Origin of the sequence: Prevotella multiformis (assembly GCF_018127985.1) — a bacterium.
GTDB classification, from domain to species: Bacteria; Bacteroidota; Bacteroidia; order Bacteroidales; family Bacteroidaceae; genus Prevotella; species Prevotella multiformis.
Genome location: NZ_CP072358.1, coordinates 20,487 through 34,034 on the forward strand (window position 1 = coordinate 20,487; position 13,548 = coordinate 34,034).

The window sequence follows — 13,548 nt, forward strand, 5'->3', positions numbered from 1 at the left end:
GCGTTGTTGTTTATGGCAAATTTACAAGAAAAAAGGTGTCCGATAAAGGACACCCTTGTTACTTGGGAACACACTCCAGCCAAACGTCCGTGCGTGTATATTTCCACTTGGAATGACGCCAAAAAGAGCCGTGTCTAAGCATCTGCGAAGTGAATGAGGACTGCTGCCCGTATGGCTTCCCTACATATTCGGCTGAAGGAACCGGTGGATAAATGGTGGTGAAGGTGCGGTCTTTGTCGAGTCCCGAATTGTGGTAATCGTCGCTGCTTACCTCGGTCTGTCGCTCATGGCCGACCCACTTATACTTGGATTTCATTGCCGTGAGCTGCTCGGTGATAGCAGGTGCAGAGATGGAAGGCTCCATAAGGGATATGGTGCGCAGCTCCGACTCTACAGGCTCATTCTTCCCACCGAGCGTGAACTTGAGTTTATTGAAAAAGAAAGCCACACCACGAATTACCACCTTGGCATAGGACGGTAGGTTCTGCTTCTGCGACTGGGAAAGCAGTAACTTGACCTTCATCTCGTGGAGCGAGTTGCGCAGCAGCAGGTCGTAGTCGCGGTAGAACTTCTCGAAGATACCATCAGGTCCGTGGTAATAGAGGGCATAGTCGAAGATGCGAGGATGCGTGGGGGCGTAGATGTCGTAGGAGGATATAGTTCCTTCAGGGCGACCTCCCGAGAGATAGCTGAAGGCAAGCATCGCCTTTTGCTTACTTGCCGACTCGGAAGCCGACTCTTTGTTCTCTCCGGCAACAACCATCTTGGAATTGAGCGAGATGTACGACCCGACATAAAGGTATGTGCCGAAGTCGGTCTTTACCTCTGTATCTTCGACGGTTGCCTTATGCTTGAGCTGACGGAACTCAGGCATAACGTCAGGTACTTTTATCTCCTTGGGTTCAAGATCCTCGCCCGTGTTGTAGTCCTGTGAAGCCTCGCCAATCTTAGTGATGACACTGTAATCGCCCGAGAAGCCGTCCTTATAGAAAGCACCGTCGAGCGGATTGAAATAGGCACTGGGGTTGGCCTTGACCATACTATCAAGGTCATCGTAAGAGTCGGAGAGGTCGGTGTCTACCTTATCCGCAGATGTAATGGTAACACGCTGGTAGTCTTTTTCTGCCTTGTAGGATATGGTCGGTTCTTCAGTTACGCAGCGTGTGAGGTCTTCGGTGGGACGGGCAGCGAGGGCTTCACGCAGGAATATGATATTGGCTGTGCGCTTTCCCTCGTCGGACACGAACTCGCAACAGAACTTCTTGCGGAACACGGCAATGAAGTCGGCGCAGGTAACATCGGGAACAAGGTCGGCAACCTTGATGCGCCCATTGACGAGTGCGTCCATGACATTATTGACCACCACCATCTTTGAAAAAGGCTCTGTGTGGGTGAAGAAGTTGTCTTGCAATTCATAACCGAAATGGGCGAAAATGCGCTTCAGAAGATAATTGGCACGAATGAAGGGCGAGATATAGTAGCCTGGTGCAAGAGTGATGGGAACTTCGCCGACATACTCTGTACGCTGGACAGCATTGTAGAAGTCGCAGCCTTCACCCGACTCGTCGGGGGAGAAAGCAGCCAGTGTGGTAACAGGAACAAGCTGGTAGCCCTGTTTTGTCCACATCCATACATCCTTAGACTTGATGGCCTTCTGCTTGCCGTAGGCATTGAGCATTTTGTAGTTGAATCCCGAGTCCACGCCTGAGTCGTCGGTGAGCAGCACGGGGAAGATACCGTACTGCTCATTGGTGTTACTGCGCAAGCCACGGCAGAACTCTATGCCCTGCTCGGGAGTGAACACACCAGGGATGTACTCGCCCTTGAAGATGTCCTTGAGCTTTACCTTCTGTATGCGAGAATAGAACGAGCCGTCGTTGATGTAGAACGAGGTGGAGATGCTGCCCTTGTGCTGTGCAGAGAGAACCACCTGACGGCACTGGGCGAAATACTCTCCGTCCTGAATGGCCACATCGACCGCCGACATCTTGACACGGCGACCGAAGGAGTCGGGGAAGCCCAGCAGACGGCGGTTGCGCTCGGAGGTGGGCAACTCAAGCGGTGTGGTCTGCTCGCCATAATCGTTGAAGAACGGATTGGTGCGTTCTACCTGTATCTGTGTGTCGGGCTTGAGGTTGTAGTCCTCGCCCTTTTCTAAGTTTGTTACTCTCATTCCTTACTTCCATATTTACGCGCTTGATCACGCAGTTGTTGTTTTTGTTCGAGTTCGTTCAATGCCACACTGGCAGGAATGCCCTCCACTGATATGCGGTCGAGAACATCGGTAAGGCGTTTGATGAGCGAGTCCTTGAAGGAGTCCTGGGCAAGAGGGCGAACATCATTGACGGTTGGCGTAAGACTGCCACCCGAAGCACGCCCTGAGGCTTGCTGTATGAGAAACTTGTTCATATCGAGGGTGCGAATCTTACCAGCACGCTGGGCGCGGTCGATGATATCGATGATGGGAGCGACGGTAGGGTTCTCGACTGCTGCATTGGAGGCAACCCACTCCTTGCTATGACCATAGCCACCTTCTCCGACGAGAACGGTTGGCTTATCGATAAATCCACGTTTGTCAGGTTCGTAGTCCGCACGGAACATCTTTCCATCCTGCTTGCGCTCTATATCGATACTACCACCCGATTCAAGTCCCGTTGCAACACGTGCGCCTGAAGCAGAGGCAGAACCACCTGCTCCGCTTAGAGTCATTCGCTTCACCTTATTGCGCTCAGCAAGTGCTGCTGCAAGCTGTGCTGCACCCGTGATACCCATCAAGGCAGCAGCAGGAATACCAGCTGGGAAACCCAATTCTGAGAAAGTCTTAGCGATAGCAGAAGCAGTGGATGCGATGATTTGTGCTGCTTGAATAGCGAAGTTAACATCCGCATATTTCTTCTGGATCTTCAGCTTTTCGTCAGCTTTCTTCTTCTCAAGATCCGTAGTATCTTTACCTGCGTTCTTCGCAGCTTCGATTTCAGCATCATACTTCGCATCGACGTTCGCAATCTCTGCTTGCTGTAGTGCCTGAACAGCACCAGTGGAGAGGTTTGAATAGTAGTCGAACGCCTCCTTCATCTTGGCGATCTTCATTCTCTTCACTGCCTCTTCATACTCTTCTTCAGATATCTCTTTATTCTGAAGGTGCATCTTCAACTGTTCCAGTTCTGCATTATAGAGTTCCTGCTGTGAAGCAAGACCATACTGCTGACGTATCTGAAGACGGTGTTCTTCTGCCTGCTGATCAAGAAGGGTAAGAGCCTGCTGACGCTCTTGCTCATTGAGCAGGGTGTCATCCTCTATCTTCTTGCGACGTGCTGCATACTGGTCTTCGAATGTGTCAAGCCCATACTCCTGTCGTGCTTGGGCTTTTTGCTCCTCTGCTTTCTTCGCATAATCCACAATGATAGCAGCTTTAGCAGCTTCGTAAGCCTCAGTAACTTCTTTCTCACGCTCGCCATTATCCTTTGCTCGCTGCAATGAAGCTTTGTAATATCCATCCAGGAGGAGCAACTTCGCATCACATTCTTGCTGAAGGGTCTGCGGTTTAGATGGGGCTGCCTGTTGTATCTGATCCAAGGACTCATAATACTCTTTCTCTGCCTCGATATATGCAGTGTTCGCAGCTTGCTGCTGGTCAGCGACAGCCTTAGCTTGACCTTCCTGCAAGGTCTTCTTTTTTGCAGCATCCTTAAACACCATATTCTCAGAGCGTTGCAAGTAAGTCTTCTCGATGTCGAGTAGTTTGTTCTGATGCTGAATATTGAGAGCAGCCACGTATGCGCTGTACTGCTCTTGTGTAAGAGCCTTCTTCGCAAGAGCTTCTTTCAAGGCATCCAAACTCTTATCGTAACTTCGCTTTTCAGCGTCGAGGTCTTGAGCACGATCGTGTGTAAAATCTTTTGTTGCCAATTCGTCAGGGTCAGAGCTCTTCTTGTTTTTTTTCTTCTTTGTTTTCTTTTTAGGGTCTTTTATTCCATTTTCAATTGTACTCTTTCCGCCTATGTCAGAATTGCTTTTATTTGCAGCGTGATTTTTCACCTCTGGTGTTACATCGACAGAAAGATGAGCCACCTTCTTATTGCTGGCGGTGTTCTTTATCGCATCAATAAAATTATCACGTACATTCGCAGCCATCTTCTTAGCATCATTGCCAATTTCGATCCACGTGTCTTTGTAGGCATCCCACAGTCCCTTGATACCTGTCGTAATCTTATCAACATCGAATGAGAATGCACCTTCAATAATTTTTGCCCATGCCTTTGCCATTCGACCCATACCTTTGAAGCCGTCAATTACGAGATTGACGCCAAACTTGAAGACCTCCCATGTACTCTTGAAGTTATTTTTGATGTGTTCAATACCAGCACGAAAGATCTTAGATTCATTGTATAAGTCAATAAAGTAGTTGATTATCTTAACCGTGTAATCGATAATCTTAGACAAGGCTTTAACTCCGAATATCTTAGCTTTCATTGTGAGTTCATCAAACCCATTTTCACCAAGACCGAAGAACTTAGACATTTTCTCGTTAAGTTCAGCTTGTGCCTCGATTTCTTCACGTTGCAATTCTCCGTGTTCGCCTGTTACTTTCTTCAATTCCTCCATATTGGTAGACATATCAGCTAAGGTCTTCACGAGTTTCATACCTTCGTTGCTTGCAGTCTTTCCAAAAACAGTCTTCATTACTTCACCCACCTGCATAGAATTTTCAGGCAGCTCCTTTATCTTACCTGAAATCATCTTAATAGCCTCTAAGATACTGGTCTTTCCTGATATAAGGTCAGCTTCGAGCTGCTTGCTTGAGATACCGATAGCATTCAGGGCGTTCTGTGTAGATGAAGACATAGTACGAATACGGTTTGTTGCGGTTTGTATCAACCCCATACCTGCCTCATTGAAGATACCTGAACGTGTCTGTGTGATACTGGCAACAAGGTCATTCACCGCCCCTCCAGCATCGCTGAAGGCTGGTGCATACTGCTGGATTTGGCTTAAGAATGTACCATTGACATCAGCACCAGCCTGAATACCATCCTTGATGTTATTGATTGCTTCCTGGGCGGTGATTCCATACTGGTCCATCAGAGTGTCTACTGCTCCCAATACCTCCTTGTATTCTTTGCCTGTTTCAGAAGCTATGGCTGAAATTTGACTACGAACACTTGTTAATTCGTCGCCAGAAATTTCAAAGAACTCACGAGTCAGACGCTGCGCCTCTTCAATCTCTACATTGTAATTATACCACCACTTTGCTCCTTCTATCACGGCAGAGATAGAAGCAACAGCAGCAGTAGCCACGCCAACGAGTTTCGTCCATCCACCAGAGATGGAGGAGAACATCCCTTCAAATTTACCCATGATACCAGACGACTGCTTTCCCATAGACTCTGTCAATCCTGAGGCATCACGACGTAATTCTGACATACGTCCATTTACGCTGCGGAGCTGTGAAGCTAAGTGCTCATACTCTTTCGGATTTGCAGCCTTAGAAGTATTGTTAAGTGCTGTCTGAAGGTCTCGAGCTTGCTTCTTAAGCTGAGACATAGTCATCACATTAATATCCATAGCAGAACGAAGGCTACGAAGCTTTGTCTCATTAGCCTTTATCTGTGTATTATAGTTCTTTATCTCTGTCTGCAAACGCTTATATTCAGCAGACTCTTTTTTGCCTGCTGCTTCGAGCTCGAGCATTTTATTCTGTCGAGCCTTCATTTCTTTTCTGAGGTCTGCCGTAGCACGCTCAAGCTGTCGTAACTCCTGTTGTGCCTTGTCTGTTTTAGCATCGATAACCAAGGCAACGTGGTCTTCTTTGATTTTGCTCATATCTATTTAATCTCGTTGGGTAATTTATTCTGTGATAAGGCTTCTTCCATCTGCTTTCGCCAAGCAGCACGGACTTCATTTGTAAATCCTGCTCGAATATCAGGGAAAGTTTCGTTGTACAAAACACCCCATACAACTCTATTATAGACAGCATATTTAGCACGCTGCTTCTTGGCTCGCCTGGTATTTAAGCCTGCATAATTTAAGCGATACTGCATATCGAGAAATCGTAGATATGACAGGACACCGATATAAACAGTAAAATTCCCATTCGATTCTTGAAGGGAAAAAGCACGTCGAGACAAGAACTGGCGAAGAGTTCCTGTGCGCTCCTTGAAGTAACGATTAGCAACTTCCTCCTGCGTCTTATAGATTATTCCGATATCACGACGAAGAATCTCAGAGACAAACTCATCCTTGATAAATTGTTCTGTTATCATACGGCAAAGATAATAAGAGAAAGGTAAAGGATAAAGGACAAAAAATCCCCGAAGCGTGGAGGCCTCGGGGGGGGGAAGATATCAGAGCAACTCTTGTTCTATAGCCCTAAACAATTCAAGGACAACTTGCGGAACCATAGAGTTGCCGAGGGCTTTTATTGACTCCTGTCGCCATCTTGTGAAAGGAATGGTAAGACGAGATATATCAAAGGGTAGCCCATCATTTCCTCTACAAATAGGGGAGACAGTTGGGAAGTCCCTCCACCAATCTTGTGGGCAATCTGCTCCGCCAAGTTGCTCTGCGCCGCGTTCTTCTTGCGATGCGCCTTGAGGTTGTCCATCGTCATCATGGCACGCATCCCGTCGCTCGCACCTGGGGTCAGCAGCCAGTCGCATTTGCGGAACATCTCGGGCAATCCCTTCTGCTTGGAGTTCACGCCCCTCTTCTTGAAGTCCTGGGCGCAGGGTGTCGGCAGGAGTTGAACCGTCCTTGCAAGACCGAGGCTGAAATTCGTTGTCGGGGTTACCTTGCGCAGAGTCCCTGAGGGGGTCTGTACTATTCTGTCGTTCTTGCCGAGGACTGCCCCCATCGTCGCATCTGCGGCACTCGGTGTAGGCAACATCCCATTGATAGCCATCGCCGTCAGCCCTGACCCCATCTGACTGTCGGGGTTGTATGCCGTAGCCCATTTCGTTGCCTCGGCTGCATTCGGGGTCGGCAGTATGCCGTGAAAGTTGATGAAGTCCATCAGACCGTTGGGGCGTTGCTCGCCGTTGGCTCTGCTGCCCATCGTCTTCCCTCCCTTCTCCTTCAGTGCCTTGATGCGCTTGCTGTGTTGTATCTCCACCGCTAAGGGCGTGGGGAGCAGACCGAGAGAAAGGAACTTCTGTTTGCCGTTCTCGCATACCTTCAGCCCTTGTGTTACTGGCGTGGGAAGAATGTCGGAGTAGACCACTTGGCTCAGTAGGCTGTTGTACTTCGTTCCGTTCTTGTAGCCGTTGCGCTTCGCCCTCGCCCTCATCGACGCAGGGTCCTCGCAGAACTCCCTCGTGCAGGGTGTCAGCAGTAGGTGTGGGAACATCCCTTCTTGCGACGAACCACACTCTGTCTCGCTGGTGGGGCGCACCGACGGCACAAGCCGGAATAACAAACGGCTGGACGGCGTATCCTTCACGCTCAAGGTCTGAGCAGACTGTTTCGACGACAAACTCCTGTTCTTTTTTGTAAATGTCGTCGTTCTCGTCGAAGAGAGAGGTTGTGCTTCCCACCTTAACCTCTTCGCCGGGCTGTACCATCGAGAGGATGCCAGCAACGTTCTCACCAATGACGAAAGTGGGCTGTATCTGCCTGATGACTCGTAGCATCTCTGGCCAGAGGTAGCGGTCATCGTCCGCTCCAAGTCGCTGCCCTGCTGAGCTGAAAGGCTGGCAAGGGAAGCCTCCCGTGAGAATGTCGATTTGTCCTTGCCACTTTGAGAAGTCTGTTGTCTTGATGTTTTCATAATTGATGGAGTTTGGAAACCAGTAGTTGAGGATTGTATTACAGAACTCGTTGATCTCGCAGTGAAAAACATTTTGCCACCCGAGCCATAAGGCTGCGAGTTCGGGTGCGCCAATACCGCTGAAGAGCGAGGCGTGTCTGATAATTTTTCTCATTCATTTTACCTGTTTGTTTGTCAATGGCAAAATTATATACTTCTATTCTGTTTGTAAAGGACACCTCGTTTCACAACGAAGTGCCCTGACAAACAAACATCCAAATGAATGGATGCTTTGACAAAAAAGAAAATTATCGCTCACGGAACATCCACTTGAACTCTAAGCCGTGTGCCCCGGGACGGTTACAGAACTCGTATCCGGCATCGCGGAGTGCGAAGAACACTTGTTCGGGGCTAACCTTGGCAGAGGGGTCGATGCCACGGATGGCATCGACAACCTCGGTGGTGGAGAAGAAATGGGTGGCTTCGGCAGGTGCTGAAGCAGGGCGGTAGGTGGTGGAAAGAGCAGCAACGTAGATGCTGATATCTGTGATGGGCTGCTCAGGGGTTTCTTTCTTATTACTCATTGTCTGAAGGGTTAAGGGTTTGACGATAATCGGCTTCGCCTGAAGGGTCTACCGAGGTGAGGAACGTGCCGAAGTCCTTACGCAGGGCGCGCAGGGTGTCGAGGAAGGTAAGGGCTGTCTCGGGCTTGATGTTATTGGCATCGCGCCACTGATCGATAAGGAAGTCCTCAATGGCCTGAAGACGCTCGGTGCGCTCGTAGATGTAACCAGGGTCGAGCATTGCTTCAAGGGTTGCTGTGGCTTCCTCGCCCAAATGAATGAGAGTAGTTTTCATTGTGCGCCTCCTTTTTTATCTGTTTTGTTGATGCGATAGACCATCCAACCTGCGCAGAGGGCGGAGGTGATGGCGACGAGTGGACGCTGCTCGACGGCGATAGCTGCGAGCATGAGGCACAAAGTTACGGCATTGACACGAAGAACCAAACGACGGGTTACGGGGAACTCGGCGATACGGCTGTAGAACTCGCTCTTCTGGTCGAGCCAACGATTAAGGGATTTGATTTTGCGCTGCACGGTAGCACGCACGTTGATAGCTGGGCGAGCTTGCGCCTGAGCTTCAAAATTAATTGTCTGTTGCATATTGCACTTTGTTTGACTATTGCCTGAATCCGTCAGGTGCGGATACAGAAAAAGCGGATGCTCTTCCTGTCGTCAAACAAAGTGTCTTACACCCGAAGGGCTAAAATCACATGGAAGGCATCCGCCATATCTTGATTGCAGCGAGGCTGCAACATGGGCCATAAAAATAAGCCCATCGAAATTTTAATAAGTTCGGGGCTTGAAGTTCACCTCGCCCTTCGTTCGTGTATTGCTACACTTTGTTTGACAGTTGCAAAGATAGTTAGAAGTTTTGTAACTGCCAAAGATTTAATGAAAAAATTACTCCAAGATGACAAAATCGTCTTCGTTTGGCTTTTCGTATGGAATATTGTATTCATCAAAGGTCTTGAGTAATTGAAATTCATTGAACACTTCTATTGGAAATCCCTGTCCTTGAAGATCTTTAATTTTTTCCTTCTTCTTAGGTCCTGCTGCGTTGCCCATTATAACTATATTAGTGTGTTTGCTAATTGCAGTATTAATATCTGCACCATATAGTCTTAAGAGCTTACCGAGAACATCACGCTTTGGAAAAGCATTAAACTGTCCTGTGATAACAATTTTCTTACCACAGAAAGGAGTATTAGGATTATCAACTTCATCTACACTAAGTGGTTTCAATGTATCAGAAGCTATGTGCCTCTTTTCCAACTCTGCAATAGATGGTGTTCTGACTCTCTTCATTGACATTTTTATTTCAACGCTTTGCCGTTCACGGATGCAAAAGTTAATAAAAGTGTTAATGTTTTCTTTACTTGAAAGATACCCTATAAGGTCTTCGTCAATAATAAGATTGTTAATTTCCATAAGCGTATATTTGATTACCCAACAAAGGTATAAAAATAAATTAACGTGGCGCAATAATTCTTGCGCCACGCAACAAAAAAGCCCCCGATGCTTCACGCACCAGAGGCTTTGGCTCTTTTATTATGAAATACGTCGCCCCTTAGAACGAGGCGGTTTGTAATTCCGTTCTTATTTGTGAGATGCAAGAGGAGAGTTTCTTATAGGTGGTTTCTCCTGCTGTCTTCACCCCACTGGTGTACTGGCGCATGAGCGAGGGATTGATACCAGCACGTTTGGCTATCTCGGTAACGTTGAGAAAGTTGAAATAATTGAAGAATGAACGAAGATCATATTTATACTCGAAAGTAAGCCCTGTGTAGCGTTCGTCTTCAGGATAAGCCTGACGGCATTCCTCAACGGCTTTCAGAAAGTCGGCCTTAGCCTCACTGGCGGTTGCTCCGTCGCCATCAATGAGGGCGTATTCGCCAATGGGTTGTTCACTATAGCATGAATAAGTACCATCGTCGCCAAACTCGATTGTTACCAAAATTTTGTGTGCCATATTCTATTGTTTATGATATACTTGAAAGAAAAGAGCCCTCCCTTATTACTTCTGCAAACCAACTCTTAAAAAAGGGGCGGTACGCCCGGACGATTAACGTCCGAGCAATACCTTGTAGATTTTCTTTAACAACCCCGTTTTGACTTCATGGCTGCCATGCCTTGGAATCCTGATTTTCGCCCCTGTTGCAGGGTTTGTCCATTCATCGTGCTCGGCACCATGTTGAGTGAGTAAGCATCCTGCTTTCCTCAACTCCTTGTAAAGTTGATTGTACTTCATAATTTAAAAGAGCTCTTTTTGTCTTAATGACAATGCAAAGGTAGCAATTTCGCTACAAACCTCCAAATATTTTGGTAACTTTTTTGCTACCAAGTAAGATTTTTAACATTTGAAGCAAAAAAGCCGTAGCAGTTTGGGGGCTGCTACGACTACAAAGAACGAGCGTGGGTGGTTATTCCGCTACGGCAAAGCCGTGGGTAATGAGGTCGGCAAGGAAGGCTTCGGGGCTGGCTGTGGAAACAAGGTAGCCCTCAAGTTCCTGAAGACGGTGGGCAAAGCGCACCATATATTCGTCGTCCGTGCCTTGGCTGTCGAAACGGCTGCCTGTGCGGAGCTGGTGTAGGAAGTCGGCTGGAGAGGTGGCGACGATGCGGTCGCCACCTCTTAGCGTGTAGGTTGTTGTCATGCTGCTAATTTTTTTGTTCTCAATCTGAAGTATAGTTTTTCGCTTTCGGTGAGGAAAGGAATGTTCTGAAGGGCTGTGCCTGTGGCTACCTTATCCTGCTTTGCAAAGGTAATCATTTTTGCGAGGAAATGAATCCAAGCCGACATCTTTGTGAAGTTTGTCGAGCCCCCGTGCTGGCGGAACTCTACCGTGCGGTGGCGTGCGTAGGCTTCGAGGTTTACCTTGTGGTAGCGGTTGTGGTCGAACGCTGCCCGAAGGTCGCTGATGGTAGAAGCTCGGTTGATGGTTGCCTCGGTGATTGTGGTAAGCCCCTTGCAGTAATAGTTGTTGCGACGGCTGCGTGGCATAAAGTGGTCGATAACTCCCTCAAGGCGTTTGTAGGTGAGGATAAGGTTCTTCCAAGTCTGAAGGTCGAACTCGGCAGCGTCCATGTGAACGTGAAGTCCGCAGGAGTCGTTTACCTTTACGTCGCAGAGGTCGAGCACCCAGCATACCTTTTCGAGTTCCGCCAGTCCCTGCTCACCGTGGAGGATGGGGCTTACCAGCTCGAAGGTGTTATTGCCGTTAAGGCTGCTGTCGGTAACCAGTTTCCAATGGTCAGCGTGGTCGGTATGGTTGTAGCCCTCTACCTGTACCCTGATGCCAGCAGCGGTAAGCTCGCGTGCAAGGCGTTCACGTGTGCAGTTGTAAGCCTCTATCTCAACGCCGAAGTTGCGGTTGAAGGTGTAGTCGAGCTGGGGAAGAACCGTGGCTGCTGCCTGTGCTGCGTTGGTAGTCAAGCCCTGTATCATACGCTTGTAAACGTTCTGCACGAAGCCGTAGTTGCCACCTGCTGCGAGGTCGGCTACCTGTCGGCGTGTAAGCCCGAGGGCAAGAAGTTTCTGAATCTTTGAGGTCTTTGTTCCGTTCTCGTTGAGAATGTTCTGAATTTGCTCGTTCATAATCTTTGTTTTTTGAATGTTCCTTGTTTCTAATTGTACTGCTAAGGTAACACTATAAAGAGGAACGTGCAAGTACTATCTTGTTTATAATCAGCGTTTTATAAGTAATTATCTAAGGATAAAAAACGATACAAAAAGGGGCTTGCGCATCGCTGCGGAAGCCCCATCATCCTAAACAATCTTCTAACCTAAAAACTAAACCTTATGAAAACATTTATTTGATTAACTGAAAATATCGTGCATAAGTGAGCCGTGTGTGTGGATTACGGCTAATGATGTCCATTCGCACCTGCTTACAGCCGAAGCGGAAGAAGAGGAAACGCTTGGGAATGCGGTGGACTATGATGTCGAGGGTATCGGTGGAAGCTATCGACCCTCGGAATATACTGTCGGACACGCAGCCAGATAACGACATCCAAGAATCGTGCCAAGAGAAGCATACCAGGCTATCGGGACGATGCAAACTGTCGGTAGATACTGTGGCGGTGTCGGTGGTGTGCCAGACTGGTGCGGTGATGTCGGCTGCGGTGGAGGTGGCAGCGGTGGCTGCCTCGGAGATGCGTGAGGGTTTGATACCTATCTGACGGGCTACCTTTGCCAAGGTGTCGCCACTCTCCTTAAACTCGGAAGTGCGAAGCGTGAGGGCTGGAGCAGAGGCGTGGCTGTTGCCAGTTCCTGTCTCGCTTATCTCTACCGTGCCGTTATGAAGCAGAAGGCTTTGGTTCTGCTTGATGCGGTCGCGGTCGGCTGCCGTATCGAGATAGAGCTGCACGAAGAAGGCAAGAGCAACGATGAGTACGACGAATGCACCTGCGATAATATAAGAGACTTTTATCTTCATAATTTACAAAGAAGCTAATAGAAGTATGACACCCAGCAGTCCGCCATAGGTAGTGGCAAGTGTATCCGCCATATCAGGCGTGCCACCGTGATGACGGTCGTACCATTCCTTAAGCAGTCCTGCTACGACAGAGATAATGAATCCAAGGAAGAAGGCAAGCCACCACGCCATGTGATGGGCGAGGATTTGGGCAACCAACTGCGCTATGCAAAGCCCACAGAGGTAGTGCAGGTACTTATCGGTGCAGATGGTTGCCAAGTGATTGATGATTTTTCTCATAATAGGTTACTTACACATTTTACGAACAGAACCTATTAGCAGGAGCATCTGCCGAAGATAGTCGGGAGAGGTGGCATACTTGCTTCCCTTATTATCGCAGATGCGACGGGCGAACTCCTCGGCATCGTGGCGGTATGGCCACGCATCGGCAAAGCCCGGCTTCTGAAGGAGGCGAGAATGCTCGGCAAGGCAGTCGGCAATGGAGTCGAAGTCCTTAAAGAGGCGGTAGACGGTGTAATACCAACGATTACCAGTCTTGCACTTGCATACGGACACGACACGTTCCGGAGCCGTGAAGGTGCGAGAGGGTGTATTGAAATACTCGTGGGTAAGGATGAGAACGGTCTTGCCCGTCCAGTTACTGCCCTTGGTAATGCCAAAGAGATTGTATTTGCCCACACGGGATTTTCCCCAGCCACTCTCAAGGATAGCCTGGGCGGTAACGAACTCGGGGGCGATGTCGGTGGCTTGCTGCGCTGCCACATAGATGTTGCGTGCAAAGGCACGCTGTGCTTCTGTAGCCATA

Annotated in this window: 15 protein-coding genes; all 15 read right to left on the minus strand. The window is 48.5% G+C overall.

Translation table 11 applies throughout. The features are described from left to right. Positions 1 to 58: 58 nt before the first annotated feature. Positions 59 to 2,173, minus strand: a complete 2,115-nt coding sequence (locus J4864_RS06490) for a hypothetical protein (RefSeq protein ID WP_211815004.1) — start codon at positions 2,171 to 2,173, stop codon at positions 59 to 61. Then, positions 2,170 to 5,823, minus strand: a complete 3,654-nt coding sequence (locus J4864_RS06495; protein ID WP_211815005.1) for a hypothetical protein — start codon at positions 5,821 to 5,823, stop codon at positions 2,170 to 2,172. The genes J4864_RS06490 and J4864_RS06495 overlap by 4 nt, the downstream gene beginning before the upstream one ends. A gap of 2 nt (positions 5,824 to 5,825) precedes the next feature. Then, positions 5,826 to 6,263, minus strand: a complete 438-nt coding sequence (locus J4864_RS06500) for a hypothetical protein (protein ID WP_211815006.1) — start codon at positions 6,261 to 6,263, stop codon at positions 5,826 to 5,828. An 81-nt stretch (positions 6,264 to 6,344) separates the two neighbouring features. Then, a complete protein-coding gene (locus tag J4864_RS06505) occupies positions 6,345 to 7,919 on the minus strand; it encodes a DNA cytosine methyltransferase (protein ID WP_211815007.1) in 1,575 nt (524 codons plus the stop codon). A 133-nt stretch (positions 7,920 to 8,052) separates the two neighbouring features. Then, positions 8,053 to 8,328 carry a hypothetical protein gene (locus J4864_RS06510; protein WP_004378585.1) on the minus strand — a complete coding sequence of 92 codons (276 nt, stop codon included), beginning with the start codon at positions 8,326 to 8,328 and terminating at the stop codon, positions 8,053 to 8,055. Further along, positions 8,321 to 8,602: a hypothetical protein gene (locus J4864_RS06515; protein ID WP_211815008.1), complete on the minus strand. Its 282-nt coding sequence runs from the start codon at positions 8,600 to 8,602 to the stop codon at positions 8,321 to 8,323. Before J4864_RS06515 ends, J4864_RS06510 begins: the two co-directional genes overlap by 8 nt. Further along, positions 8,599 to 8,907, minus strand: coding sequence for a Tat pathway signal protein (locus J4864_RS06520; protein ID WP_211815009.1), 309 nt, complete (start codon positions 8,905 to 8,907; stop codon positions 8,599 to 8,601). The genes J4864_RS06515 and J4864_RS06520 overlap by 4 nt, the downstream gene beginning before the upstream one ends. Before the next feature lie 300 nt (positions 8,908 to 9,207). Beyond that, the gene (locus J4864_RS06525) at positions 9,208 to 9,735 is read right to left on the minus strand and encodes a BRCT domain-containing protein (protein ID WP_211815010.1); all 528 of its coding nucleotides are present in this window, start codon (positions 9,733 to 9,735) and stop codon (positions 9,208 to 9,210) included. 139 nt (positions 9,736 to 9,874) lie between these two features. Next, the gene (locus tag J4864_RS06530) at positions 9,875 to 10,276 is read right to left on the minus strand and encodes a pilus assembly protein HicB (RefSeq protein WP_211815011.1); all 402 of its coding nucleotides are present in this window, start codon (positions 10,274 to 10,276) and stop codon (positions 9,875 to 9,877) included. Positions 10,277 to 10,369: 93 nt separating this feature from the next. Continuing rightward, on the minus strand, positions 10,370 to 10,555 hold the full coding sequence (locus J4864_RS06535; RefSeq protein ID WP_004378591.1) for a type II toxin-antitoxin system HicA family toxin: 186 nt from the start codon (positions 10,553 to 10,555) through the stop codon (positions 10,370 to 10,372). Positions 10,556 to 10,727: 172 nt separating this feature from the next. Continuing rightward, positions 10,728 to 10,961 carry a hypothetical protein gene (locus tag J4864_RS06540; protein WP_211815012.1) on the minus strand — a complete coding sequence of 78 codons (234 nt, stop codon included), beginning with the start codon at positions 10,959 to 10,961 and terminating at the stop codon, positions 10,728 to 10,730. Further along, on the minus strand, positions 10,958 to 11,902 hold the full coding sequence (locus J4864_RS06545) for an amidoligase family protein (RefSeq protein WP_211815013.1): 945 nt from the start codon (positions 11,900 to 11,902) through the stop codon (positions 10,958 to 10,960). Before J4864_RS06545 ends, J4864_RS06540 begins: the two co-directional genes overlap by 4 nt. A gap of 214 nt (positions 11,903 to 12,116) precedes the next feature. Continuing rightward, the gene (locus tag J4864_RS06550; RefSeq protein WP_211815014.1) at positions 12,117 to 12,743 is read right to left on the minus strand and encodes a DUF6549 family protein; all 627 of its coding nucleotides are present in this window, start codon (positions 12,741 to 12,743) and stop codon (positions 12,117 to 12,119) included. A gap of 3 nt (positions 12,744 to 12,746) precedes the next feature. Continuing rightward, the gene (locus J4864_RS06555) at positions 12,747 to 13,001 is read right to left on the minus strand and encodes a hypothetical protein (protein ID WP_211815015.1); all 255 of its coding nucleotides are present in this window, start codon (positions 12,999 to 13,001) and stop codon (positions 12,747 to 12,749) included. 27 nt (positions 13,002 to 13,028) lie between these two features. Beyond that, positions 13,029 to 13,547, minus strand: a complete 519-nt coding sequence (locus J4864_RS06560; RefSeq protein WP_211815016.1) for a glycoside hydrolase family 73 protein — start codon at positions 13,545 to 13,547, stop codon at positions 13,029 to 13,031. Between the last annotated feature and the right edge of the window lies 1 nt (position 13,548).

Coding starts and splice junctions, on each gene's coding strand:
- J4864_RS06490 (WP_211815004.1), bottom strand. CDS start 2,173: ATGAGAGTAACAAACTTAGAAAAGGGCGAGGACTACAACCTCAAGCCC.
- J4864_RS06495 (WP_211815005.1), bottom strand. CDS start 5,823: ATGAGCAAAATCAAAGAAGACCACGTTGCCTTGGTTATCGATGCTAAA.
- J4864_RS06500 (WP_211815006.1), bottom strand. CDS start 6,263: ATGATAACAGAACAATTTATCAAGGATGAGTTTGTCTCTGAGATTCTT.
- J4864_RS06505 (WP_211815007.1), bottom strand. CDS start 7,919: ATGAGAAAAATTATCAGACACGCCTCGCTCTTCAGCGGTATTGGCGCA.
- J4864_RS06510 (WP_004378585.1), bottom strand. CDS start 8,328: ATGAGTAATAAGAAAGAAACCCCTGAGCAGCCCATCACAGATATCAGC.
- J4864_RS06515 (WP_211815008.1), bottom strand. CDS start 8,602: ATGAAAACTACTCTCATTCATTTGGGCGAGGAAGCCACAGCAACCCTT.
- J4864_RS06520 (WP_211815009.1), bottom strand. CDS start 8,907: ATGCAACAGACAATTAATTTTGAAGCTCAGGCGCAAGCTCGCCCAGCT.
- J4864_RS06525 (WP_211815010.1), bottom strand. CDS start 9,735: ATGGAAATTAACAATCTTATTATTGACGAAGACCTTATAGGGTATCTT.
- J4864_RS06530 (WP_211815011.1), bottom strand. CDS start 10,276: ATGGCACACAAAATTTTGGTAACAATCGAGTTTGGCGACGATGGTACT.
- J4864_RS06535 (WP_004378591.1), bottom strand. CDS start 10,555: ATGAAGTACAATCAACTTTACAAGGAGTTGAGGAAAGCAGGATGCTTA.
- J4864_RS06540 (WP_211815012.1), bottom strand. CDS start 10,961: ATGACAACAACCTACACGCTAAGAGGTGGCGACCGCATCGTCGCCACC.
- J4864_RS06545 (WP_211815013.1), bottom strand. CDS start 11,902: ATGAACGAGCAAATTCAGAACATTCTCAACGAGAACGGAACAAAGACC.
- J4864_RS06550 (WP_211815014.1), bottom strand. CDS start 12,743: ATGAAGATAAAAGTCTCTTATATTATCGCAGGTGCATTCGTCGTACTC.
- J4864_RS06560 (WP_211815016.1), bottom strand. CDS start 13,547: ATGGCTACAGAAGCACAGCGTGCCTTTGCACGCAACATCTATGTGGCA.